The 25,301-nt window shown below is 36.6% G+C and carries 15 protein-coding genes; 7 read left to right on the top strand and 8 right to left on the bottom strand.

What is annotated here, in order from left to right:
• Positions 1-260 precede the first annotated feature (260 nt).
• The 5 genes from CG11_RS16590 to CG11_RS16570 form a co-directional block, all read right to left on the bottom strand.
• On the bottom strand, positions 261-2,150 hold the full coding sequence (locus tag CG11_RS16590) for a CocE/NonD family hydrolase (protein ID WP_052597923.1): 1,890 nt from the start codon (positions 2,148-2,150) through the stop codon (positions 261-263).
• Between the two features lie 777 nt (positions 2,151-2,927).
• Positions 2,928-4,373 carry a T9SS type A sorting domain-containing protein gene (locus CG11_RS16585; RefSeq protein WP_052597922.1) on the bottom strand — a complete coding sequence of 482 codons (1,446 nt, stop codon included), beginning with the start codon at positions 4,371-4,373 and terminating at the stop codon, positions 2,928-2,930.
• A gap of 332 nt (positions 4,374-4,705) precedes the next feature.
• A complete protein-coding gene (locus CG11_RS16580; protein ID WP_052597921.1) occupies positions 4,706-5,731 on the bottom strand; it encodes a lipopolysaccharide assembly protein LapB in 1,026 nt (341 codons plus the stop codon).
• Between the two features lie 244 nt (positions 5,732-5,975).
• On the bottom strand, positions 5,976-7,613 hold the full coding sequence (locus tag CG11_RS16575) for an NAD+ synthase (protein WP_052597920.1): 1,638 nt from the start codon (positions 7,611-7,613) through the stop codon (positions 5,976-5,978).
• 397 nt (positions 7,614-8,010) lie between these two features.
• The gene (locus CG11_RS16570) at positions 8,011-8,529 is read right to left on the bottom strand and encodes a gamma carbonic anhydrase family protein (RefSeq protein ID WP_052597919.1); all 519 of its coding nucleotides are present in this window, start codon (positions 8,527-8,529) and stop codon (positions 8,011-8,013) included.
• Between the two features lie 328 nt (positions 8,530-8,857).
• Between CG11_RS16570 and CG11_RS16565 the strand changes: the two genes are divergently transcribed.
• On the top strand, positions 8,858-10,339 hold the full coding sequence (locus tag CG11_RS16565) for a hypothetical protein (RefSeq protein ID WP_052597918.1): 1,482 nt from the start codon (positions 8,858-8,860) through the stop codon (positions 10,337-10,339).
• A gap of 64 nt (positions 10,340-10,403) precedes the next feature.
• Here the strand turns inward: CG11_RS16565 and CG11_RS16560 are convergent, their stop codons facing one another.
• From CG11_RS16560 to CG11_RS16550, 3 genes are all read right to left on the bottom strand, one after another.
• Positions 10,404-11,270: a M15 family metallopeptidase gene (locus tag CG11_RS16560; protein ID WP_052597917.1), complete on the bottom strand. Its 867-nt coding sequence runs from the start codon at positions 11,268-11,270 to the stop codon at positions 10,404-10,406.
• 68 nt (positions 11,271-11,338) lie between these two features.
• On the bottom strand, positions 11,339-13,090 hold the full coding sequence (locus tag CG11_RS16555) for a fibronectin type III domain-containing protein (RefSeq protein ID WP_197043871.1): 1,752 nt from the start codon (positions 13,088-13,090) through the stop codon (positions 11,339-11,341).
• A 681-nt stretch (positions 13,091-13,771) separates the two neighbouring features.
• On the bottom strand, positions 13,772-14,185 hold the full coding sequence (locus CG11_RS16550) for a BrxA/BrxB family bacilliredoxin (RefSeq protein WP_052597915.1): 414 nt from the start codon (positions 14,183-14,185) through the stop codon (positions 13,772-13,774).
• Between the two features lie 290 nt (positions 14,186-14,475).
• On the opposite strand from CG11_RS16550, the gene CG11_RS16545 reads away from it, so the two are divergent.
• From CG11_RS16545 to CG11_RS16520, 6 genes are all read left to right on the top strand, one after another.
• Complete coding sequence (locus CG11_RS16545) at positions 14,476-14,826, top strand: hypothetical protein (protein WP_052597914.1); 351 nt, start codon at positions 14,476-14,478, stop codon at positions 14,824-14,826.
• A 173-nt stretch (positions 14,827-14,999) separates the two neighbouring features.
• On the top strand, positions 15,000-15,920 hold the full coding sequence (locus tag CG11_RS16540) for a DUF5777 family beta-barrel protein (RefSeq protein WP_052597913.1): 921 nt from the start codon (positions 15,000-15,002) through the stop codon (positions 15,918-15,920).
• A gap of 133 nt (positions 15,921-16,053) precedes the next feature.
• Positions 16,054-17,133 carry a c-type cytochrome gene (locus CG11_RS16535; protein ID WP_052597912.1) on the top strand — a complete coding sequence of 360 codons (1,080 nt, stop codon included), beginning with the start codon at positions 16,054-16,056 and terminating at the stop codon, positions 17,131-17,133.
• Between the two features lie 460 nt (positions 17,134-17,593).
• Positions 17,594-18,676, top strand: coding sequence for a hypothetical protein (locus CG11_RS16530; RefSeq protein ID WP_052597911.1), 1,083 nt, complete (start codon positions 17,594-17,596; stop codon positions 18,674-18,676).
• A gap of 222 nt (positions 18,677-18,898) precedes the next feature.
• On the top strand, positions 18,899-19,405 hold the full coding sequence (locus tag CG11_RS16525; protein ID WP_052597910.1) for a DUF1761 domain-containing protein: 507 nt from the start codon (positions 18,899-18,901) through the stop codon (positions 19,403-19,405).
• Positions 19,406-19,707: 302 nt separating this feature from the next.
• Positions 19,708-25,194, top strand: coding sequence for a PKD domain-containing protein (locus tag CG11_RS16520; RefSeq protein ID WP_052597909.1), 5,487 nt, complete (start codon positions 19,708-19,710; stop codon positions 25,192-25,194).
• Positions 25,195-25,301 lie beyond the last annotated feature (107 nt).

Below are 25,301 nucleotides of genomic sequence, written 5' to 3'. Positions count from 1 at the left end.
TTAAATAGAAGATTAAACCAAAACAATCATTTTAAACAGTCAAAAAAAAACACATTACCCATTGTTTATTAACTAATTAAATTAAATTAAAATTTAATTTTAAAAGATCCATTTCAAATCTACTTTCTAATTGACCTTCCTGAATTATTTCTTAAATCTTTTCAATAAACTTCCGTACTAGTTATTTCATAAAAAAACCTACATAACATCTAATAGCTAAGTAGGCTTTTTTTAATAATTGTGTTAAACAAATATTAATCTCATTTGGGCGTAAAATTATTCTTTCCACCAATAACAATCTCGCTAGTTCCCAATAAAGTAATCTGGCTTTTAACAAAATCCTCTTCTTTTGCTTTATAAATATTTTCTACATAGTTTTGAGGATTTCTATCAATGTAAGGAAACCAAGTACTGTGGATTTGAATCATTACTTTATGCCCTTTCTTGAACGTATGCAAAATGTCCTGTAATGGAAATTCTACATAATCCAATTGATTGGGTTTAAAAGGCTCTGGCTTAGAAAAACTATTTCTAAAGCGACCTCTAAACACCTCACTGCGAACCAATTGCTGATAGCCTCCCATGGCGACATTAGGTGGGGTTGCTTCTGTAGCAGGCTCATCATCAGGATACACATCTATAATTTTAACAACAAAATCTGCGTCTGTTGTAGAAATAGCCACATTCAGTTTCGCCATAATCTCTCCCGACAAGGTAAAATCATCTACCAATACTTCTGTTTCAAAGGTCAATACATCCGCTCGTTTAGAAGCATGACGTTGGTCGTCTGTCATAAATTGACGAGGCGTAAAGCGTACAGGCGTCACTTCCGAACGATATGGAACAGGATTATCAGGATCTGAAATATAACTAAAAGTTGCCTTTAAATCAACCTCTTTGTCAATGATTAATTTTTGATTGGGCGCAAAACGCAATCGAGTTGGTTGTTCAACCATTGGAGGCCAAACAGCAAACGTTTTCCATTCTTTTTTTCCTGTATCAAATAAATACGCTTCTGGCAATGTTAGATCTCCCTTGTCTTTCAAATAATATTCAAAGAAAGGAAATTCGATATTTTTTTGATAAAAAGTAGATATTTCTTTGCCAAAATAAATGTGATTAACAGATTGAGTTCCTTTTTCTCGTGACCAATCGCCATGCGACCATGGTCCCATAACCAATGTGTTTTTATTTTGAGCATTATTTTTTTCTATGGTTTTATAGATATTTAATGGTCCATATAAATCTTCGGCATCAAACCATCCACCTACTGTCATAACGGCATGGTTCACTTTTTTTAGATGTGGCAAGATGCTCCGTTTTTGCCAAAAGTCGTCATAATTAGGATGTTCTACCATTTGCTCCCAAAAGAAATTTCCTTCATAAACTTCACTTACCTTGCTCAAAGGTCCCAATGCTTTATGATATTTGTAAGCATCGTTCTCATCCAATTCCAACGCACTTAACTTTTCCCATCCTGTATCATACCAACTTTTAGTCGTTTGCTCTTCTTTTTGAATTCCAAAAACAGGATAAGCCTTTAGGTAACTTTGTAAACAAGCTCCCATATGATGAAAATCATCAAAAAAGAAATCACTAATTGGAGCCTGAGGAGAGGAAGCTACGAGTGCTGGATGAGCTTCAGGAATCGCCGCTGCCGTATAAAACCCAGGGTAAGAAATTCCCCACTGTCCCACTCTACCATTGTGATTTTTTATGTTTTTTAACAACCAATCAATCGTATCATAAGTATCCGAACTTTCATCAATTGCCTCTTTATTGTTAACATCATTTCCTGTTATGTGAGGACGCATGTTATCAAAGGTACCTTCCGACATATATCGCCCTCTTACATCTTGATAAACGAAGATATACCCTTCTTGCATTAAATAGGGAGATGGTCCTAGACTCCGACGATAGACACCTTTTTCATAAGGACGAATGCTATAGCAAGTTCTTTGCATTAAAAAGGGATACTTTTTAGATTTATCCTTTGGGCTATAAACAATCGTGTACAATTTAACGCCATCTCGCATTGGGATTTGATAAACTGCTTTTTTGTAATTTTCCTTCACATAATCCTTGCTCAGAGGCACTTGTCCTATTAGTAAGGTACCAAACAACAGTTGAATCAATAGTAATATTCTCATTCTTATCGATTAATTTAGTCGCTCGCTTTATTTTTTATTAGGTAGTTGTAAACCAAATTAAATAAAAAACGTCTGGCGAACTCTTGTTAATATAATTCATAAAATAGGTAGGTGCTTAAGAATAGTTCACGATACGACGTTGGATTCTTCTTGAATCACTTTTTACCATGATGGCGCACCTACAGCATATCAACATACAAAGATATATCCAATTTCATGCTATATTTTCGATAGAGTAGAGATTAAATTAGGTATAAACAACAAAAAACCATCTCGAATATATTCAAGACGGTTTCTTAACTAAAAACTGTTGGTAAGGTGTATTACATAAGAATTAAACGAGATTTGGGTATATGCGTCCTAAAAATTCCTAACAACTCATCCAACTCTATTGAGGTTTTATTCTTTAATACCCCGTTGATTATTATTCGCTTTGTTACTCCCTACGGTCGTGAGCTCGCTATGCTCGGTTCGCTCATGAGAGCACAAGGCTAGTTCCCTTTGGTCATGAACTTGGGCTTTTGTGCTACTAGCACAAGCCTACTCGGCAAGCTTAGTTTTTTAGTGCAAAGACTAATAGAAATACATCTTACTAATAATCAACTGCGAAGCCCTCACACGGTACCACGAAGTAGCAGCGAACCGAGCTGTGCGAGCTCACGACCGAAGGGAGTAACAAAGCTAACTAAAAGCAAAGCGCTCACGAAGTACCACGTAGTAGCAGCGAAGCTAAACTAATACAATTCTTCGACGGAGTAATGATTCTTAAAAAGCTATTTATTTTAATTGTAACAATCCAGTATTAACCATCTTGCCATCTCCTTTTAGTTGAAAGCTATATACACCAGCAGGAAGATCGCCACGGTTAAACTCCAACACATTTGTTCCTGCCTTCGCTTGAGTTTGCACCACTTGTCCTGTCATATCAAACACATTCAATTCTAATGTTTTGTAAATCATATCAGGCACTTCAAATGTTGTGGTTTTGTCAACAGGATTAGGATAAATACGTACATTAGTAAAGGGATTTTCTAGATTGTCAACATGAGTAGCATTGGCATCTCTTAACTCATAAGAGAAACTTTGTTGCAAGTAATTGTTTTCCTCAATTACAATAGAGAACAGTGTTGGCTTTGGATTTGGAATGCTAATGCTTAACTCCAACTCATTTAAGTTGCCATTGGGATTGCTAGACGTCACTTGTGCATTAGGAAAAATCGTTTCCAAGGTAGAATAAGCAGCATTGTAAGTAATAACATCATTGGCATCTTGATCGTTAAATAACATACTAAAACCAAATGCTTGCCCTGGCGTGTTATACTCTAAAGTGTACGCATCTACAACCGTACCATTGGTTGGGTTGCCAACGGTTGGTGGCGCTAACATTTGACTGTTGTTCCCCAAATTGATTGGCAAAATCTGTAGCGAACGTCTGTGTTCTGCAATTTTTTGTCCATTTCTCCATTCTTCTACAATGACATCAAAGACAACAATTTGACTTCCCGAAGCCAATACACAGTTAAATTGTCCAGTAGTAGAAGAGAAAGAAACGGTTGACCCAGCTAAAATATCCAAAGGTTGTGCCGCACTTAGCCCAGAAGCAAAAGCAACAGAAGAGTTCGCACCATCTGCTGGAGCTGCCAAACTAAACAACAATTGATCCCCATCTACATCAAACCCTCCTAAAGCAACTGAAAAATTAGCCCCCATGCTTCCATAAAAAATAGGGTCAATAAAATACGTTGGAGAATTATTAACAATGGTATTATCAAACGTAGATTCAATGTACATTGACGCTGATCCTGGATTTACTAGATTGGTAATTGCCGAATTTCGACAACAAGAGTTCCAATTAAAATACCAATCTGTACATTGAGCAGGAAAAGTAATCGTATCACTATAAACATACTCTTCATAGCCTTGCACCATTCCCCCCATACAAGTAGTTTGAGAGCCTGGTATAGTTGTCACTACTGTTGGACCTGATGTTTGAAGTAAAGTAATATTATTGTTTATGCCACAATTTATACTCTCCATATTGACAGTCACAATACTTGGCACATTAATTCCGTTACAATCTCTATAAATGTACAAGCTTACAATATAGTCGTTGCCATTAACGTGTTCAAAACGAAATTCTGCACCAGAAAGATGTGAGGCATTCACATTAGAAGATGCTAGTAAAAAGAAAGCAACTAGCAAGGTAAAGAAAGGGGTTTTCATAACTGAAGATTTTAATTAAAAAAGTATTTATTCTGTTAGTAGTTCGTTGATTTTTTACTTTTTTACCAAAAAGATAAAAAAACACATTCATATTAGCTTGATAATCAAGCTTTTAATACAAAATACAACAAAGAAACAACTTGTTGATTATCAACTGCGCAGCACTCACGAAGTAAACTAATAAAGTTTTTCAACGAACTATTATTCTGTATAACAACAAATATAATGCGTCGTCAAAATTCAGACAAAAACACCCTAGGTCAATCATAGAACAAACCCCGATACCAATACCATAATAATCAGCAACTTAAAACAAAAAACATAGACAAAAATTAGCAATATGCTGCTTTTAATTCTGCTAATTCTGCTTTTATTCTAAGTCCGTACTCCACCTTCTCTGCTGCTTCTAATGCCTCACAGCTAGCTGTTCTATCTCCCATATTAGCATAACAAATTGCCATATTTCGATAAGCATAAGCATTATTATTATCCAATGCTAAGGATTTTTGAATGGCTTCTAACGCAGCTGCATAATTGCCTTCTTGAATCAACACATAGCCTTTATTATTATACGCATACGCATAAGAAGAATCTTGGGCAATCACTTGATCAAAATAGTTCAAGGCATTGGGATAGTCATTTAATTCCAAATAAATAAAGCCCATATTATTGAGCATGTCAATATTATTGGGAAATACACTTAATGCTTTTTGACCATAATAAACAGATTGCTCTGCATTTCCGATAGAGCTATATAAATTAGAAATCATAGGATATGCTTCAGCGTAATTGGAATCTATTTCTAAAATTTGATGGTAATAACCAATAGCCCGATCAATTAATCCCTCACTTTCGGAAATCGTTGCCAAATTGTCCAAAGCTTCTATATTTCTGTTGTCCAATTCCAACACTCGATTAGCATGTGCCATTGCCAATTGTTTTTCTCCAATTTCTTGGTAACACCTACTTAAAGCCATTTGAGTAGCAATGTTGTCATCTTCCAATACAACAGCCTTCTTCAAGTAGGGAATAGCATCGTTTGCCTGATCCATTTTATCATATAATAACCCAAGCTCTATATTAGCAATCAATTCATCAGGGTTGATTGCCAACACCTGCTGCAATTCTTTCATTGCTAGTGTATTTTGGTTTTGCAACTTGTAAATAACAAACAGATTGTACCGAGTCTGTATATTATTAGAATCTAAAGTCAACACCTCCTTGTTTAGCTCAATGGCTTTGGCATATTCTTCTGCTTCATAAGCCGCAACAGCCTCAGCACTTTTTTCTTCAACAGGATCTTGACAGCTACTAAAAAGGAATAGCAATGGGAGTAAAAATTGGAACGTGATTTTCATGTTGTATAATTTCTAAATTGATAATAACACAAAGGAACTGTTTATCTATAGTTAGCTGCGCCGCTGCTAATTTCTAAAACAATCCACGAAATATTCTAATAATACAAAGGTAGGAGATAAATCAGAGATTTGCCTCTTTGACTCTGTAAAATAAATGTTCGCAACTAATTTTGTTGAGAGGTAATAAAAAGTCGCCAACTCTACCTAAGTAAAATTGGCGACCTGATAATTACATTCGCTATTTTTAGCTCAAATATTTACCAACAATTGGAATTCGGCGACCCATTCCAAATGCTTTGGCAGAAACTCTCAGTATAGGTGCTACTTGTGCCCGCTTAAATTCATTTTGATTGACCATTCTCAAAATTCGGCGGACTAATTTTTCATCGTATCCCATTGCTATCAATTCTCTTGGACCTTGCCGCTTCTCAATATATTGATACAAGACCCCATCTAAGGTATCATAATCTGGTAAGCTGTCAGAATCAAATTGATCAGGGCGCAATTCAGCAGAAGGCGGTTTCGTAATAATATTTTCAGGAATTACCTCTCCGTCTTTATTCATATATCTAGACAATGCAAAGACCTCTGTTTTGTACAAATCAGCAATGACAGAAAGACCTCCTGCCATATCGCCATACAATGTTCCGTACCCAACAGCAGCTTCACTCTTGTTAGAAGTATTGAGTAGTATATTGCCAAATTTATTGGACATAGCCATCAGCAGCATCCCTCGAATTCGTGCTTGGATATTTTCTTCTGTTACATTGAATGTTGTTCCCGCAAAGTGGGGTTTTAACAATTTTTCATAAGATGCATACACCTCCTCTATTGAAATTAAGTCGTACTGAACGTTAAGATTTTGTGCCAATTCTCTTGCATCATTGATCGAGTGATCGGAAGAAAACTGAGAAGGCATTAATAACACACGAACATTTTCAGCACCTAACGCTCGTTGTGCTAAGACCGCAACAACCGCAGAATCAATCCCCCCCGAAAGTCCTAAAATTGCTTTTTTTAGCCCTAATTTGCCAAAATAATCTCGTATTCCTGTCACCAAAGCATCGTGAATCAAGGTCATTTTCTCTTTTGGTTGTACTTGATGCACGCCTCCTTTTTGAACCGTTTCTAAATCGTATGTACGAATACATTCTTCAAAATAAGGCAACTCATCGTGCACATTACCATCTGGCGACATAACCAGTGAACCCCCATCAAAAATAATCTCCGTTTGTGCCCCTACATGATTGACATAAAACATGGGTTTTCCATAACGCTCTACATTTGCTTTTAGGACATGAATTCGATTGCTAGCATGTGTAAAACTAAAAGGTGAAGCTGATAAATTCAACACAAAATCAGGATTTTGTGGCATCAACTCATCTAAAGGACAAATCTTATACAACGGGTTTTCATTGCCAACATTCCAAATATCTTCACAGACAGTCAAAGCAATCTTGCACCCCTTGTAATCCACAACCTTAAATTCACTAGCAGGTTCAAAGTAACGATACTCATCAAAGATGTCATAAGTAGGTAACAACGCTTTGTGCGCTACTTGCTGAATTTTTCCTTCTGCCAAAAAATAAGCGGAGTTGTACAAATCTTTTCCTTCAATGACTGGATTTCGGCAAGGCGCTCCAACAACAATTGCTATCCCTGCCGCTGCTTTTGCCAAGGTATTGACGACCTCTTCGCTGCGTCGAATAAAGTCGTCAAATTCCAAAAAGTCTCGTGGTGGGTATCCTGTGACAGCTAATTCCCCAAAGACAACAATGTCAGCACCTTGTTCTTTGGCAGTAGCGGTAGCTTTCAACATTTTTTGTAGGTTGCCTTCAAAATTTCCAATGTGGTAATTTAATTGCGCTATGGCTATTTTCATAGTCGTTGTTTTTGTGTTGCAATCAGGCAAAAATAACCAACCTGTTGCAGGTTATATATTGAGTTTTTTTAGTCGCTTTTTCTAGGTTTATAATAATAACCAATCGCAACTTTGTTTGTTTTATAAACTAAGTTTATTTTATAAAGCTGTTTCTATACTTTTTAGTTCCCTTCACAAGGGAATAAATTAAAAGGTAGGTATTTTTTTGTATTTTTGAAAAGCTTGGCTACTGAATGCATAAAATAACCTACTATACAGCAATAAAGATTTGTAAGATTATTATCAAAGATTAACAACAATTTAAAGATTTTAAATTGGATTTGACTTACCCTAAAGGACACGAGAAGGTTTGTTTTATTAGTAGTAATAGGACGGGGAAGGATTTGTTTGCTTTACTTTAAGCCTCCTCATACCAACTCGCATACTTCACATAATTATCAGCAATACGAGCCACGGTATCCTGAAACTGTTCGGGACTCAACTCTTTTACTTTTTTGGCAGGAATTCCCGCATAAATACAATTGCTTTCCAAGTGTGAGTTTTCTAAGACTACTGCTCCTGCAGCAATCAAACAATTAGATTCTACCACAGCATGATCCATGATCATTGCCCCCATGCCAATCAAAACATTATCGTGGATCGTACAACCGTGTACAATTGCTCGATGCCCAATAGATACGTTGTTTCCGATTGTCGTAGCTGCTCTTTCGTAAGTACAATGTATGATAGCAGCATCTTGTACATTCACTTTATTGCCCAAGCGAATACTATTGACATCACCACGGATAACAGCCTGAAACCAGACACTACAATCTTTGCCCATTGTTACATCTCCTAAGACCGTTGCATTTTCTGCTAAAAAACAATTTTCTCCAAATTCAGGTGTTTTTCCTCGTACGGATTTAACTAAAGCCATCTTAACTTGTTATTTTTATGTAAAAAATAATGCGGGGTACAATGTTAAAAAAACAACATCCAACTTATTACTCAAAAGTTGCATCTTTAACTAGAGACCCCTTAAATTAAATTTTTAGATCCAATAAGATACTAATTTAAGGCTTATTTTGGTAGTCCCAAATGGTTTCGTATTCTATTTCCAAACCATTAACTAGGTACTAATTTTTACTATTTTTAAACTATTGATATACGATTAAATTACTTTGAGGCATGTTAATTGTTTTAAAGTAACCACTTTTAGGTCTTACTTTATGCATTTTTCGTAACACCAAAACACATTTAAGATAGTGCGATATTTACTTTTTATACTCTTGCTTAGTTGTTTTTCTCCCAATTTGTTGGCACAGGATTTTATTATCAAAAGCCCTTTGAAAGACAAGGAACGAACCAATCGAACACATACTTTATTCAATTACGACTCAACTGGCTTTTACCCCTTGCGGTTCAACAAATACCTTAGTTATGCTGAGATTGAACACTACGACCCTTCAATGAATTTTAAAAAATCCTATGTCGTAACTAAAAAAGCGAGAAAATATATTGGTGTTGTCAATCTTCATAGCAAGTTGTATTTGCTTTATTTTCGATATATTGAAAACAAACGAGAAAACACACACGATCGAGTTAGTTTGTATGCCAAGCAACTGCAACCTGATTCATTTTCATTGGTTCCCGACTCTATTGAGCTGATTCAGCCTTTTAAAATGACCTCTAACTATTATAGAGGAAATTTTGCCGTTTCTCCTGATCGCAGCAAAGTTTTGGTTTATGACTATGAAGAAGAAGGAGACATTGATGACGTTAGTGGTTTGACCAATGAAATTACCGTTCGGGTATTTGACAGTTCTTTTAAATTGCTTTGGAAACGAAGTGTCAATCTATCGCCTAATGGGGGTGCCAAGCGTACCGTTGCCATCAAAAAACTACGAGTCAACAACAAGGGCGAAGTGGCTATTTTGACAGATATATTTCGAGATCAACGAAGCTACAACCTAAAAAAAATCACCGCAGATCCTACCTTGTTTTTTGTAGGTAAAGAAACCAATAACTTCTCTTTATTCAAACCAAACTTAGGAGAGTACTTTTTTAATCAAATCAACTTCACCTTCGACACAGAAGGAAATATTCTGTGGTTTGGCTTTTATTCCAAATCACGATATTATCAACAACGTGGAGTCTTTTTTATCAAAATCAATAAGGATAGAACGAAGGTTTTGGTAAAAAAACGGCATGAATTCACCAAAGAGCAAATTGCTCAGTTACTCAATAGAAAGAAAGTGAACGACAAAGCAGAGGGGCGCTCGTATCGATTGATTCACTGGCGCTTGACCAAAGAGGGAGGCATTGTATTATCTGCGGAACAACAGCCTAGCAGCAGTTATAATTTTAGAAGTAACGATATTTTAGCGCTCCGCTTTGATCAAGAGGGAGAAATTCAGTGGTTTCAACATATTTATAAACATGGTGAACAGCCATTAAGACAAAAAGTATTTTTATCACATTATATGTTTGCCAAGGGAGAAAATACCTATTTGCTCTTTAACCAAGGTTTGTATGCTGACGGTTATGCTGTTGCTGTTAAAATTAATTCAACAGGCAAAAGTACGGCTAAGAAATTTTACACCTATGAAAAACAACAAGAGCTTTTCTGTCCATTGCTGTCCTTTCGTTTAAAAGGTTCTCAAACATTTATATGCCTACAAGATCGTTTTTTTAGCAATTATAGATTTGCCTTATTGGATTTTGAAAAACTATTTGATAAGCAATAAAACAAAGGAGATTGAGCAAGTTCGTCTTGCTCAATCTCCTCTTCATACTATTTTTCAAATGCTGTTACAAACAAGCAGGATTGATACCTAAGACATATTTTTTCACGACCTCTATCATTGGAGCAGACTCTGCGCCCAAAAAGCCATCAATATCTTGATCCGTTATTTTTTGAGCATAAGCATCTGTCAAATCCTTAGAAATTGGCAAATAAGACCAATGCCATTTCTCTTCTTGATAACCATAAGGTCTATTTTCCCCCATTTCCGAATATACTTGACAAAAGCCATATTCTGATGCATGGGCAACAAGCCACTCGTACTCTTTCAAACCTTGCCCGCTGCTAAAATAATCAGGCTCTAAATTATTAATATCAATATCTGTCCCCCAATGATGACGAGACGTGCTAGGCATTGAACTCCAACGCAGTATTTTAATGGCTCGTCCTTTAGGATCGTTTACTTCTTTAGGCAACATTTTACCATCCACTTTGCGTCTACCTGTCCATTTGGCTTCCCATATTGACTTCTGCACATCAAAAGGTCTAGTTGCTGATATAATCAACAAACTAATTCCATCTTCTTTAGCCGCAGCATGCATTTTTTTAAAGCTTTCTAAAGCTTCTGTACGCATATACGTTTCTTTTTTTGCATAAGGTGTCGGAATTTTGCTAAAACGCTTATCCTTGGCAGGATCAAATTTACCCATCAAGTATTTTTTGCTAATTTTCTCCATAATCTCTTGGCGTTTCTCTGGTGAAACATCCGCATCAAATTGGATGACACTATCTGGAATTTCAGGAATCAGAGAATCTGTTGCAGGAATTTCTCTAGTCGTTTTTGCAATAGCATTGGGTTTTGATTCCGTAGAATTACAAGCTGTCCCCAAAAGTCCAGCAAAGCCCAATACAGCAATTATTATTCTTAGTTTCATAAATTGAGAATTGCGTATGTGATGATCAAAAATTGGTAATATTGTTACTCTATTTATTGCTAAAGCTATTAGCTTGTTATTTTGACACTTTTTTTAATCAACCTTCCATTACAACTAATTTCCAATAGATAAAACCCCTTTTCTAGATGTCGAATATTTAATGGAAAACTTTGCTCTCCCGAAGTAGCATTAAATTCTCGAACAAAAACTTGACGTCGTTTGGTATCGAATAACTCAATCACCACCTTGGTGGGTTCTGTCAATGTTAACGGGACTTGGAGTTGTCCAGCATGGACACTACCTTCAATTACATCCAAACTTTGACTCCCCAATGTCCGCACTTCAATATACTCTTGTACAAACTCTTTTCCCGATTGATCTATTGCTGCAATTCGATAATAGTATTTACCACCACGTTTTTCTGTTCTATCCACATACTCATAGTGCCGCTGTTTATTTGCCGAAGGTCCTGCTCCAGGTACAATGCCTACTGTTTTCCAAAATACTTTATTGGTAGAAACTTGGATTTTGAATTTCACCTCATCAACTTCGTATATAGATTTCCATTTTAAAGCAACCTCATTATTAGAAAAATGCGCCGAACTAGAAGCTATTTCCATTAGAATTTGAGCTTTCTTAGGAACAAACTTTGCCTTATTCTGATTATATATCGTAATAAAATCAGCCCCATCAATTTTCCAAAGATCAATGTTTTGAGGCATATAAAAACGATTGTCATCTAATAGATAGGTAACCGCATTGGCATTTTCTGTTTTGATGGTACGAATTTCAATCTTATTCAAATCTACAAAAAACCATTTCACTTGATTAAAAGAACCAACAGCACGAGTCCAACGCTTGCTGTCGTCAGCATCTCTCAAGGGAGCCCCCCATCCTCCTTCTCCAACAAAGACAGTTCCAGTAGGATCCTGTACAAACCCCTCATCGTAACCAGGTTCTGCTTTGTTTGTCGTTGCACGAATAGGCCATGTAACTTTTGACAAATGGGAGTCACACTCTAGCGCCAACTGCATGGCATATCTATGAAATAATTTTCCCCAATGAATGCGCATATACTCCTGTTCATGTTTGCGGCGATTATGAGGGCGCATGGGGTGATGATATTGCGCCATTCTCCACGCAATTGTTTGACTTTCTTTTAAATCCTTTTCCAACCATGCCAACTGACTACTACTAGATGACTGCATACTATTAAGCGTATAAACACGCATTAGTCCTCTAGCAAAGGTCAATCCATAATAAACCATCTCATGCGGCACATCAAACATATCCACAATTGACGCATCCGAACGTTCGTGGTTTCCTCTTGCAGCTACAACAGCAGTCATACGACCATCTTTTGCAATAGTCAACTGCCAATCGTCCAACCACTCCTGCCATTCTCTACTGCTATCCCCCCCTGTCATATCTCCTGCAAAAAGAACAAAGTGAGGACGGCAACGCGCCACCATTTTATTCGCATTTTGACGAGCAATTTTATGGTTTCTTGAATCTCCTCCTCCAATGATAGACAAACGGCTTTCGTGTTCGTCTGGCAGTGTTTTAAAAGAAAAACGTTGGCTAATCCCATCGCTATCTTTTATCACAAAATAATATACCGTATTGGGACGCAACTTGCTAAGGCGAGCAAAATGATTGTGCATACCTTTTGCATGAACCGTTCTTTGTGGATAAGCTTGGTAAGCATATTTACTATAATCTTGTCCATAATCAGAAGTACTATAATAAACCATTGGATTCTCTCCTGTTATTTGCTCCCAACCAATTGTTATCGTGGTAGAGGGCTCATCTCGAATCATACATCGATATCTTCCTGTTCTAGCAAAAATATCTATAGTCAACAATGTTATTATAAATAATATTAAAAAGAGCTTTTGCACAAAAAAAAACATTTATATAAGTATTTAATTTTAATAGTCTACTAGTCATTCTCTTGATTCATAATGGTTGGCTTTTGCACTACTAGCACAAGCTAACTCGGCAAGTTCAGTTTTTTAGCAGACTAATGTAGTTTGGTATTGATATAGATACAAATCATTGTATAGAATCCCTTGATACACCATCAAGCTTACAAATTTAACTTAATTGCGTTGAGTATTCACAATAATTAATCTAATTATATCTATTTAATCCTTTGTGGCTTTTGAGATTCTCTATAAAAAAGCAAAAAAGCCCAACTTCACTTAGAAGTTAGGCTCTATTTATTCTTCTGTATTAAGGCTTTAGTACTTCGTGGATTATTTTATGAGATCGCTTCGCTTAGTTACCTGCGGTGCTACTTCGTGGTAGCTTCCTGCGGTTGTAAGATTACTATCGCTTAGTTTTTTAGTTTTTTTTGTAAAAACCCCCAAGAACATCTTTGATCGGTTTAATTATCAGTTCCTTGAAAAACCAAGCAATACAAACATACTCTATTACTAATCAACGGAGAAGCCCTCACATGCTAAACTGATACGATTTCCCCACAAAGTAATGAAGGCTTAACAAAATTTGTCGAATGCCATTTTTAGATTCGCAGCAATTGCATCAGCAGTATTTCCTTCGATATGGTGGCGTTCCAAAAAATGTACTAATTTACCATCTTTGAACAAAGCAATAGACGGAGAAGACGCTGGATAAGGCAACATAAACTCTCTTGCCTTGTCTACTGCAGCTTTGTCAACACCGGCAAATACAGTCACCATGTTGTCTGGCAATTTTTCATTTTGAGCAGCCATTTTAACCCCTGGGCGACAATTTCCTGCCGCACAACCACAAACAGAATTCACAACAACTAATGTGCTGCCTTCTTTTTTGCTCAATAAGTCAGAAACTGCTTCAGCAGATTTAAGTCCTTGGAAACCATGATCTGTCAAATCTTTTTCCATGGGTATGGTCAAATGTTCTGGATACATTACGTTCTTTTTTTTTGTGATAATACGATTTTATTTTTTTACCTTGTATAAAGGCAGATTTTGCACCTACTATTATAACAAAGAATATCTTATAATAGTAGACCTTACTTTTAGGGTGTTTTGTATTAAAAAAAATAATTTCAAACACAAAATAACCTAAAAGAGACTTCTAAACACAAATTTAATCATTTTAGTTTAGAACTCATCTAAAGTTTTGCTTCTCTATTTAATTTTTTGTGTCTATTAACAGTTTCTATTATAAATTTTAATGTCCTAACAACTATTGTATTATGAAAAATAAAATTCTTTTTGCAACTTTCTTAACTGTCGGCTCCTTTTGTTTTTTTTCTTCTTGTGCAGATAAACTTGTTGAGCCAGACAACACTATAGATTGTGCTACCTCTAGAATCACGTACAACGATCACGTGAAGGGAATTTTAGATGCCAAATGTAACCTTTCTGGTTGCCATGACGACAATTTTCAAATTTCATTTGGTGCTTTTTCTACCTTGAGTGATGCTCGCAAACAAGATATTTATACTCGTGTTTGCGTCACCAAAAACATGCCTCCTGCTGGTATGACATCTGAGCGTGTTGATACCATTCGCTGTTGGTCAGAAAACGGTTATTTGGAAAACTAATGCGTTTTACACTCTCCCTTTACCCAATTTAGTTAATTTTATTATTCAAACAAGTACTTCATCGTCACCCTTTTAACGTCAATCGAAGTACTATTCAATAAATACTTCGTGAGTTTTTGTGCTTCACAAAACAACTTCAATTCTATTCACGAAATACTATTAAACCAAAGTTTATGAAACATCTATCCACTATTGTTTTGGCTGCTCTAACCCTTATTCTTATTGCTGCTTCATCGTTGCAAGCCCAAGACAAACCTCAAAAGGAGTATGTTTATCAAACCTTTAAGGACACAAGAGTCATTAATACATACTCTATCGAAACGCTTCAAAAAGGCATCTTAGACTTTAGAGTAGCCCATCGTTTTGGGGATATTTTTGGTAGAAATGCAAATGGAAACTGGAACTTTGAAAATCTTTGGGCTAATTTTTTAGGTTTTGAAAGTGCTGCCGATGTAGGTTTTGGGGTAGAATATGGTATCACCAATAATTTTATGATTGGCTTTCACAGAACCAAAGGTTCTTCAGAATTGCGCTCTTTATTACACTTAAATGCCAAGTACAAATTTTTGGCGCAAACAAAAGATAACAGCATGCCTTTGTCGATGGCAGCAGCAGGTGTTTTAACAGTTTCTACAATGCCTCCATCTGCTGACCAAACATCATTGGCTAGTTTTCCTGGTGGTTTTGGGCATCGCATGATTTATTCTCTACAATTATTGATGGGGCGCAAATTCGGAGATATATTTTCGTTGCAATTGTCTCCAACTTTGGTCTGGAGAAACTTGGTTCGAGCAGAAGACAATAACGCTTTAGTCAGCATGGGAGTTTCTGCGAAAGTTCAAGTTAGCAAAGTTATTGGTATCATTTTAGATGCTAATGTACCATTCGATAAACTGCGTTGGACAGCAGGAAGTGGCTACCATATGCCTATTGGAATAGGTTTTGAATTTGATACCGGAGGACACGTTTTCCAAATTAATATTACCAATTCAGCTGGAATTGAGCCAACTGATTATATCCCTAATACCAACTTGAACTGGGCAGACGGTGAATTTAGAATTGGTTTTACAATTTCGAGAGGATTTAGAATGTAATGCCCTCTCATTTTGTTACACTTCAATCTATCTAATAGGTAATAATTAATAATGCTTTGTGGATTAGCTTTAAATACATCGTCATAATCATCCATACAACCATCCCACAAAGTAATGAATTAAACAATAAACTATGTTTGGAAAAGTAAAAATAGGCACCATATTAACTAGCTTGGCAGTTCTTGTTTTAGTCGCTAGTTTTACCGTCATACAACCTCAACAAGAACAGTTTTTTTTGTCTGATAACGATGATCTTTGGACAGTTTATGAAAAACTAGGCAAAATCCGATTTAATACGGTAGATCCTTCCGTCAAAGGTGTTTCAGCAGAAAAAGGTCGAGATATTATTTTTAAAGGATATTCGACCAAACAAGATGGAAAGGGACGCACAGCACAACAAAGTCCTTATTTTAAATGTACAGCTTGCCATAATACAGAAAAAGAGTTTGATGATTTGTCTGATATTTCAGCTCAAAATCGCCTAGACTATGCCGAAAAACACGATTTGCCATTTTTGCAAGGAAGTTCTTTTTATGGTTTGGTGAATAGAAAGACATTTTACAATGATGATTATCAAAAGAAATATGGACATGTTCCAATTATCAAGGCTTCTAATACTGACATCCGAAAAGCCATCCAACTGTGCGCTACACAATGTGCCCAAGGACGTGCTTTAGAAGATTGGGAAATTGAATCAGTGCTCGCTTATTACAATACCATTGGACTTAAAATCAAAGATTTGAATTTAAAACCCGCTGAAAAGAAAGAAATAGAGACAGCTGTTGACAATGATAAGGATTTGCACCAAGCCGTTCATCTTTTAGAAGCTAAATACCTAGCGACGAGTCCTGCTCATTTTGCTGAGCATAAAACATATAGTCCTATTACTGAAGCTGAAAAAAAAGATACTGAAAGCTTTAAAAATGGCCAATTAATTTACGAGCGCAGTTGTTTGCATTGCCATGAAGCAGAACGTTACTCTTTCTTTGCATTAGACAAAAGTAAGTTTTCTTTTGTCAATTTATTAAATAGAACAAAAGCCAATAAAGATGGTTCTATTTACAAAATTGTTCGTCATGGAACTTGGCCTCTAGCTGGGAAAAAAGCTTATATGCCTTTGTATCCAATTGAAAAAATGTCGGAAGATCAATTGGATGATTTAAAAATTTACATAGAAAACATGGCGATTGGTAACAATCTAGCTGTTCAATAGAGTTATTCTATTTAAGTACTGTCTTTTTAAAAGACAAGCATTTTAGACTCAATGAAGTTACTTAAAGTTGTCCCACCTAGGGTCATATAATGAAGGACTTAATACTTATAATTCCCTCCTTATTACACAAAAACTTTAAGTAACTTCATTTTTTTTATTTTAGCGCCTTCATATTCAAAGCAAAATGCTTAACTTCATTAAGCAATTTTTTATCTCAGATCAGATAAAAGCACTCTGATTTTAGAGGTTATAACTATTTTTTTTGTAGCTGTAATTATTAACCACCTAATTACAGGCATGCAATAGTTCGTAAAAAAAACTCTATTAATTTAACAATCAATACAATGCATTTTTCTCACGAAGTAGCAGCACGGCGAACGATTGAGATTAGTCTGTATTTTTTAATTATTTTGTACTAGTAGTGCTATCTATTTAGTAACAACCACTAACTTTTATACGAATGTCAAAAACGACACGCACATTTTTCTTGTTCCTCTTATCTATTCTTGCCTTGGCTCAATTAGCCGTCCATTCTGTGCCTGCTCCAAGTTTAGAAATTACCAACCAGACAATGGTCTGGAAAGTCATGACTAGTTTAGGAAAAGTCAATGTAAATGTTTTAGACAAAAATCAGCGGTCTAGCAAGACAAAAGGGCAGCAACTAGTTACTAGAGGATACACAAGCAGCTTTAAAGGAAACAAAACAGCGAAAACTAGTAAAAAATTAGTTTGTGTTGCCTGTCATACCATCGAAAAAGAACACCCAAGCGTGGGGACAATGAATCCTCAAAGTCGACTAGAACATGGCGATTCTATGAGCATTCCATTTTTACCAGGTGCACCATTCTATGGCTTAGTCAATCGAGTAGCCTTTTTTACCAATGATTATCAACAAGTTTTTGCCCACAAAGATCGATTAGCCCTTCAAAATGGTCACCGAGATATTCGCAAAGCCATTCAAGCCTGTAATACTGTTTATGCGAAAGGTCGAACTTTAGATCCTTGGGAGATAGAATCCATCTTAGCTTATCTATGGACATTGGAATTAAAAATAGGAGACCTAAATATTCCTGATTCCATTTTAAATATAGCGGAACAAGCTATTAAAACGAACAAGGACAATGCAAGAGCTGTTAACTTAATGCGTCGCTATTATCAGGAAGTATATCCAGCCTCTTTAATACCTCCTATTCCTGTTGGAGAACGCAATTTAATTTCTCCTGTCCTTAATAGTTTTACGAATGGAAAAAGAGTCTACAAACAAAGTTGCCTCCATTGTCATGCTGGCAAGCGCTATTCTAACTTCCGTTTGGACCGAAGTCAAAAAACATTCAAATTTCTAAAAAAACATTTTGACACGCCCACTCGCTACTCAATCTATGATGTACTCCGATACAGCCCAGGAACCAAAGGAGAAAAAACAAACTCTCCTCATTATACCGCTCAAAGAATGAGCAATCAACAATTGCAAGACTTGCGCTTCTATATTACTCAAAAAGCAAAACTAGGAACAGAGGCAGATGCTTATTACAAAAACTTTTAAATACCTTAATAATCGAATCATCTAAAAAACAAGTCTATTCATCTGAATAAGAAGAATAAATACTACTTATTCTCTTCAAAAAATAATATATTAAGTTTGCAATATAGGAATCCTGTCGATTGTAGAAAGAAAAATATAACTATCAAGACGTATCCATTTTTCACTCGTCACATTAATACTTTATGAGCATTTTGTAAAGTAATGTGTCAAAAACACTATATTATGACAAATTTAATCATTGCCTGTGTCCTTGCAGGTGCAATTGGTCTTATTCTTGGATTTCTTTGGTACCACCCCAAAACATTTGGAACAATTTGGATGAAAGAAGCAGGGCTAACAGAAGAAAAATTGCAAAGTGGCAATATGGCTATTACCTTTGGTCTTACCTTTTTGATTACCATATATATGGCTTATGAAATGAAATGGGTTAACCATCCAGATAAACTCCCTTCGTTTGTTCATGGGATGTATCACGGGGTACGCCATATTGGGGTATTTGCTTTAGGAGCTATTTTAATCAATAGTTTAATGGAGAGAAAAAGCATGCAGTACATCCTAATTAATATAGGATATTGGTTGCTTCTTTTTGCTTTGATAGGAGGTATGTTGGCATCTTTTCCTTCTTTTAAGCCTCCCAAAGAAGAAACGACTAGTTTAAAAATGAATGGGGAAGCTCCTAAGTTTATTATTAATAACACCATCAATAAAACTAAAAATCCAATAGGATAAAGCTTTTTTCCAAGAACTTTTAAACACTAAAACCCATCTTATACTTTCTTTTTTGGCAATAAAAAGAGTTGATACCTAACTTTCCTACAAAATTCTCCAAAGAAGCTCTATTTCTATCAAAAAACAAGAATAAATACCTTACTTTAGAGATCAATCCCCCATTTAATAATTAACTATATCGGATGATATAGACTTACCTATATTCTCATTAATTGGCATGACACAAAGGTGCTTCCAACAATCAATAGAGCAGCAATACAACCTCATTATTCGTTCTATAAGGTAAGACAAAAAACAAGCACATGACCCCAAGAATACTCTTTCTAATTATCTTTTTTTGCTATAACACCATTACTTTTGCACAAATTACAACAGATTTTAATGCAAACTTTATAGAAATTTGTGCACCAGACGTGGTGCAGTTCACCGATAATTCAACGAGCACTAATACAATTATTCAATGGGAATGGAAAAGCAATGGAATTACCTTTTCTAACCTACAAAACCCATCGCTGTTTTTTAATACCCCAGGAAGCTATGACATTTGCTTGATTACTACTGATAACCTAGGTAATATAGATTCTCTATGCCAAAACAACTACATTACAGCTTACAATTCTCCTACAGCTAATTTTAGTACAGATGTTACAACAGGCTGCGATCCTTTAATTGTTAATTTTACAGATTTAAGTAGTTTGGGAGATGCCCCAATACAAAGTTGGCGCTGGGATTTTGGAGATGGTAATATCGATACGGTCCATCAGCACCCTACACACACCTATACCACTATAGGAAATTTTGATGTTACCTTGATTGTCGTAGATACCAATGGGTGTTCTAGTTCTATTCTAAATAGCAATTTAATTACGGTATCTACAGCCGTTACCGCCAATATTACACACAATGCCTACCAGCCCCAATGTGGACTACCAGCTTCTGTTAACCTTTATGGTAGTAGTGCCGGTACTAACCTGACCTATACATGGTATCTAGGTGATAACAATACAGCAACAGGACAGAATATTAGCCACAGTTATTTATCGGCAGGTTGTTTTAGTCCTACCTTAGTCGTAAACAATGGATTTTGTACTGCTACGGCTACGGTCACTTCTTGTATCACAGTTACAGACAATCCCACTGCTGCCTTTACAATAGCTGACACAGCAGGTTGTCATATTCCTTTTAACATTAATATCAGCAACCAAAGTACTGGCTTGACATCTTATTCATGGAACTTTGGAGATGGCGGCACCTCTAGTAGTTTTAACCCTAGCCACACTTATACAAGTTATGCACCTCAAGACACCATGAATTATCCTCTTGGTGTTTTTCCTGTTGTTTTAGAAGTTTCCAACGCCGCAGGTTGTATGGATAGCGATACTCAATTTGTATACATTTCTAATCTAAATGCCATTATAAATCCTAACAACCTCCCCTGTGCTCCAGATACAGCTTATTATAGTGTCAACTCTTTGAATATTTCTCCTGCATTTAGCTCTGTTAATTGGATTTGGACTTTAGACAATATGGTTTCAACAAGCGGTTCTTCTGCAGCTGCCTACTATCCTGATTCTGGCATCTATCATGCACAAGTTATTGTTACTGACAACATTGGCTGTATAGACACCGCTAACAGAACTGTTGAAATAGGAATGATTCCAACTATTGATTCCATAACGACCGACACCAATCGAGTTTGTCGAATTACAAGTATCAATTTTGATGGTTATGGTAGTTCTTTTATAGATTTCTGGAATTGGACGTTCACAGACAATAGCATCGGTATAGGTTCTTCTTTTAGTCACATTTTTCAAGATACAGGAGCTATAACAGGCAGTTTAACAGCTAGTTTTAGAGGTTGTTTAGCTACTGTCCCACTAGACACTTACTATATATTTCCCCCTATTTCTAAATTTTCTTATAATCTTATATGCGATTCTTTGGATGTTGACTTTATAGATGAATCAATTGGAGCACATCGTTGGTATTGGGATTTTGGAGATACAACTACCTTAGCAGATACTTCCACCATTCCTAGCCCAAGCTATACTTACCCAGATACAGGTGTCTTTATTGTCTTATTAATTGTTTATAATGATAGTACTGGTTGCGTTGATTCATTTAGGAATATAATTCAAATTGCACGCCCCGTTGCTAATTTTGACTTTCCTGATTCCATTTGCACCATTGGCAATTTACAACCCACCAACTTATCTCAGTCTGCGGACGCTTATCTTTGGACAGCATTTGGCTCCGTTCCTTTTTCTGTCAATGCCACAGAACCATTGCTCGAGTATCGACAACCAGGAGTTTTTCCTATTATGTTAACTGCTTTTGCGGCCAATGGGTGTTTTGATACCCTACGGCAATACATCCATGTGGCAGGCATAGATACTAATATTGTACACACCTTGCCTGCCTGTCGTCCTGCTGTTGTCACATTTTCAGACTCTTCAATAGGTATTTTATCTCCTATTGTTGGCTGGCAATGGAGCAACGGCAGTACCCAACAAAGTGCCATAGCACAATATTCCTTTCCTGGCACAGAAGCTATGAACGTGCAAGTCACAAACGACTGGGGTTGTACCTTTGATTTGGTAGATAGCATTGATGTAGGAGGTGCATTTATTAATTTTAGTACTGCAAGAGATATTTGTTTGGGCAATCAAATGACAGCCGTAGCTTTAACGGGCTCTCCTGCTAATGCCAATGCATTTAGACCTTTTACTTATATTTGGGATTTTGGAGATGGAACCATAGATACAACCTTTAGCACCGTTAATTATCATACCTACACTAGTGCGGGGCTCTATGATGTTTGTTTAAATGTTGTGGACATGTTGGGCTGCGTCACAACACTTTGTCGGACAGACTGGGTAGAAGTGCATGATCCTGCTCCTCAATTTACAGCAGATACCTTTTTCTCTTCTTGTCCACCCCTAGAAGTCAATTTTTCCAATCTATCTTCAAGTGGCGGTCAATGGTCTTGGGATTTTGGCGATGGGTCAGTATCCAACTTAGAAAACCCGACTCATGTCTATTCTATATCAGGGTTTTACGACGTCATTTTAGAAGTAACGGCATTTCCTGGTTGTTCTCAAATAGACACCATTCGACAAATGATACAAATAACTGGTCCTACAGGCAATTTTATCATGCCCCCACAAAATAGCTGTAGCCCTTATACCGCAGAATTTATAGGTTCAGGCACCAATGTTGCTACTTATACTTGGCTCTTTGGCAATGGTGATATTCAGAGTAATAACACTAACTCGGATACAGATACAACTTATTATACGTATACACAAGCAGGTACTTATGTTCCAATTTTGGTAGTAGATGATGGAGCAGGATGCCAAATTCCCATCGAACAAGACACTATTTTTATTACCGCTCCTCCCGCCCCAAACTTCAGCGCAGATACATTGATCTGCCAGTTTGATTCTATCCAATACCATGTAACAACTGCCATCACAAACAATACTAGTATAGAATGGCTTTTTGAAGGTGGCTTCCCCAATGCCTCTTCCCTAACCAACCCTGTTATTTATTATCCAGATACAGGAAGTTTTGAGGTTCGGTTAATTTTGACCAAAGATGGCTGCGCCGATACATTGGTTCGCGCCAATTATATAGAAATAAAGGCAGCCCCCATTGCTAACTTTGGCGTTACAATGGCGGATAGTTGCGTCCCCGTATTAACTCAATTTACTGATTCATCAACCAGTTCACAAGGTTATATTTTAGATTGGTCTTGGGACTTTGGGAACAACCAAACCGCCAATAGCCAAGACACTGCTTTAGTCTATAATCAAGCCAATACCTTTCCTGTTCAATTAGTCGTCGAAAACAATTTTGGCTGTAAAGATTCATTACTACAAACATTAACCACCTATCCTAGCCCCAACGTTGATGCAGGTTCGTATCCCACCATCTGTGGAGGTGATAGCATCCAACTTCAAGGAACAGCCTCTGGTAATTTTTTATGGTCTAGTAGTGCGTGGATCAGCGATAGCAGTATTGCCAATCCAATAACAACAATAGACAGTACACAAAACTATATCTTAATCAGTACGAATTCATTTGGTTGTAGCCATACAGACACCACAACCATCGTCGTTACTCCCAATACCACAGTAGATGCAGGCATCAATACAAGTATCTGCTTGGGCGATAGTGTTCTATTGCAAGCATCGGGAAATACCAATATGTATGATTGGGGAAATTCCCCTTCTTTAAGTTGCCAATATTGCGCCACCCCCTTAGCTTTTCCCGATACAACAACAACTTACTACTTACAACCCAACGGAAACCCTGCTTGTGCTAACATAGACTCAATTATTGTACAAGTTAATCCCTTGCCAATAGGGCAAATTATAGGAGATACCTTACTATGTACAGGAGACACCCTACAACTAACTGCCCTTGGAGGGCAAACATATACTTGGTTAACTGGACTTGCTTTATCTGACAGTAGTATTGCCAATCCATTTGCCTTACCAACGATGCCTTCTACCTATACCGTTGTTGTTCGAGATAGTAATAATTGCCAAGATAGCCTTGATCTTTTTGTTAACATTAGTAATATTATAACTCCTCCATTACCAGATCAAACGATTTGTTTGGGGGATTCGGTCACTCTGAATTTGACCAATGCTCATAATCCTACTTGGTTTGGAGATTCTTTATCTTGCTATAATTGCTTGCAAACAAGCGCTTATCCCATTGATTCTAATAGATATGTTGTGCATTATTACAATCATGATAATTGTCTTGTTAAAGATAGTTTATATGTATATGTTTTAGATCTGCGTCAATTAGAGGCACTTGGCTCAGACAGTATTTGTTTGGGAGATACCGTTCTATTAACTGTTTCAGGAAATCAAAATGCCCCTGTTGAATGGATTCCTAATTACGCACTTTCAGATCCCAACAGTACAACACCATTAACATACCCTAGTGTCGATACACAATATATTGTTCAAGTCCAGCAAGGGCATTGTTATGCTAGCGACACGCTCCAAATTCATTTGCACCCTCGAATAGAAATTCAAACTAACGACCTTTCCTATTGTACAGGAGACAGCGCTCAATTAATTACTACTGGAAATAGCAATAGTTTTAAATGGACGCCCAGTCTTTTTTTGAGCAATGACTCAATTGCCAATCCAGTTGTTACCGTTCCTTATAATCAAACATATCAAGTAGTTGGCATGGGAAGATGCAATACGGATACCGCTTATGCTGATATTCAAGTTTATGATTATCCAGCTTTACAACTAGACAGCTCAACGACTGCTATTTTGGGCAGCACACTTGTTCTAGATCTTACCACCAACTCAGGTTCCGTTATTAATTGGTCTCCCTCTGTTGATTTGTCATGCAACAACTGTCCTAACCCTTCGTGGGTTGTTCGTCAAAAACAAACATTTTATGTAACGGTTAGCAACCAATTAGGATGTATTGTCCTTGACTCTATCACAGTTTATCCTATTTCAGATTGTACATCTGATTTGGTCTTTGTCCCCAATGCCTTTACACCAGATGCAGATGGTCATAATGATATTTTATACGCCCAGAGTGGCATTGTTCAAGAAATAGAAAGTTTTCAAATCTATAGTCGTTGGGGCGAATTATTATTTGAAACGAATGACCTAGCACAAGGATGGGATGGAACGGTCAAAGGACAAGTTGTCGCACCAGATGTTTTTGGCTATTTTTTAATCTTTAGATGTCCCAATACGGGTGAAAAAATGCTCAAAAAAGGGAATGTCACTATTTTGCGTTAACGACATCTTGGCAAGACCTGAAATTTTGTCAACAAAAAGAGCAAAAAGTGGATTTCCTCTATCAAATGTATTACTTTATACACAAAATGTGCATAAAAAAAGAGTTA

Source organism: Aureispira sp. CCB-QB1 (assembly GCF_000724545.1).
In the GTDB taxonomy this organism is placed as follows: domain Bacteria; phylum Bacteroidota; class Bacteroidia; order Chitinophagales; family Saprospiraceae; genus Aureispira.
Note: the sequence above shows the minus strand (reverse complement) of the source record. Positions and strands in the feature narration are given on the sequence as shown.

Coding starts and splice junctions, on each gene's coding strand:
- CG11_RS16520 (WP_052597909.1), top strand. CDS start 19,708: ATGACCCCAAGAATACTCTTTCTAATTATCTTTTTTTGCTATAACACC.
- CG11_RS16530 (WP_052597911.1), top strand. CDS start 17,594: ATGTCAAAAACGACACGCACATTTTTCTTGTTCCTCTTATCTATTCTT.
- CG11_RS16575 (WP_052597920.1), bottom strand. CDS start 7,613: ATGAAAATAGCCATAGCGCAATTAAATTACCACATTGGAAATTTTGAA.
- CG11_RS16525 (WP_052597910.1), top strand. CDS start 18,899: ATGACAAATTTAATCATTGCCTGTGTCCTTGCAGGTGCAATTGGTCTT.
- CG11_RS16540 (WP_052597913.1), top strand. CDS start 15,000: ATGAAACATCTATCCACTATTGTTTTGGCTGCTCTAACCCTTATTCTT.
- CG11_RS16545 (WP_052597914.1), top strand. CDS start 14,476: ATGAAAAATAAAATTCTTTTTGCAACTTTCTTAACTGTCGGCTCCTTT.
- CG11_RS16550 (WP_052597915.1), bottom strand. CDS start 14,185: ATGTATCCAGAACATTTGACCATACCCATGGAAAAAGATTTGACAGAT.
- CG11_RS16535 (WP_052597912.1), top strand. CDS start 16,054: ATGTTTGGAAAAGTAAAAATAGGCACCATATTAACTAGCTTGGCAGTT.
- CG11_RS16570 (WP_052597919.1), bottom strand. CDS start 8,529: ATGGCTTTAGTTAAATCCGTACGAGGAAAAACACCTGAATTTGGAGAA.
- CG11_RS16585 (WP_052597922.1), bottom strand. CDS start 4,373: ATGAAAACCCCTTTCTTTACCTTGCTAGTTGCTTTCTTTTTACTAGCA.
- CG11_RS16580 (WP_052597921.1), bottom strand. CDS start 5,731: ATGAAAATCACGTTCCAATTTTTACTCCCATTGCTATTCCTTTTTAGT.
- CG11_RS16590 (WP_052597923.1), bottom strand. CDS start 2,150: ATGAGAATATTACTATTGATTCAACTGTTGTTTGGTACCTTACTAATA.
- CG11_RS16555 (WP_197043871.1), bottom strand. CDS start 13,090: ATGATTCGAGATGAGCCCTCTACCACGATAACAATTGGTTGGGAGCAA.
- CG11_RS16560 (WP_052597917.1), bottom strand. CDS start 11,270: ATGAAACTAAGAATAATAATTGCTGTATTGGGCTTTGCTGGACTTTTG.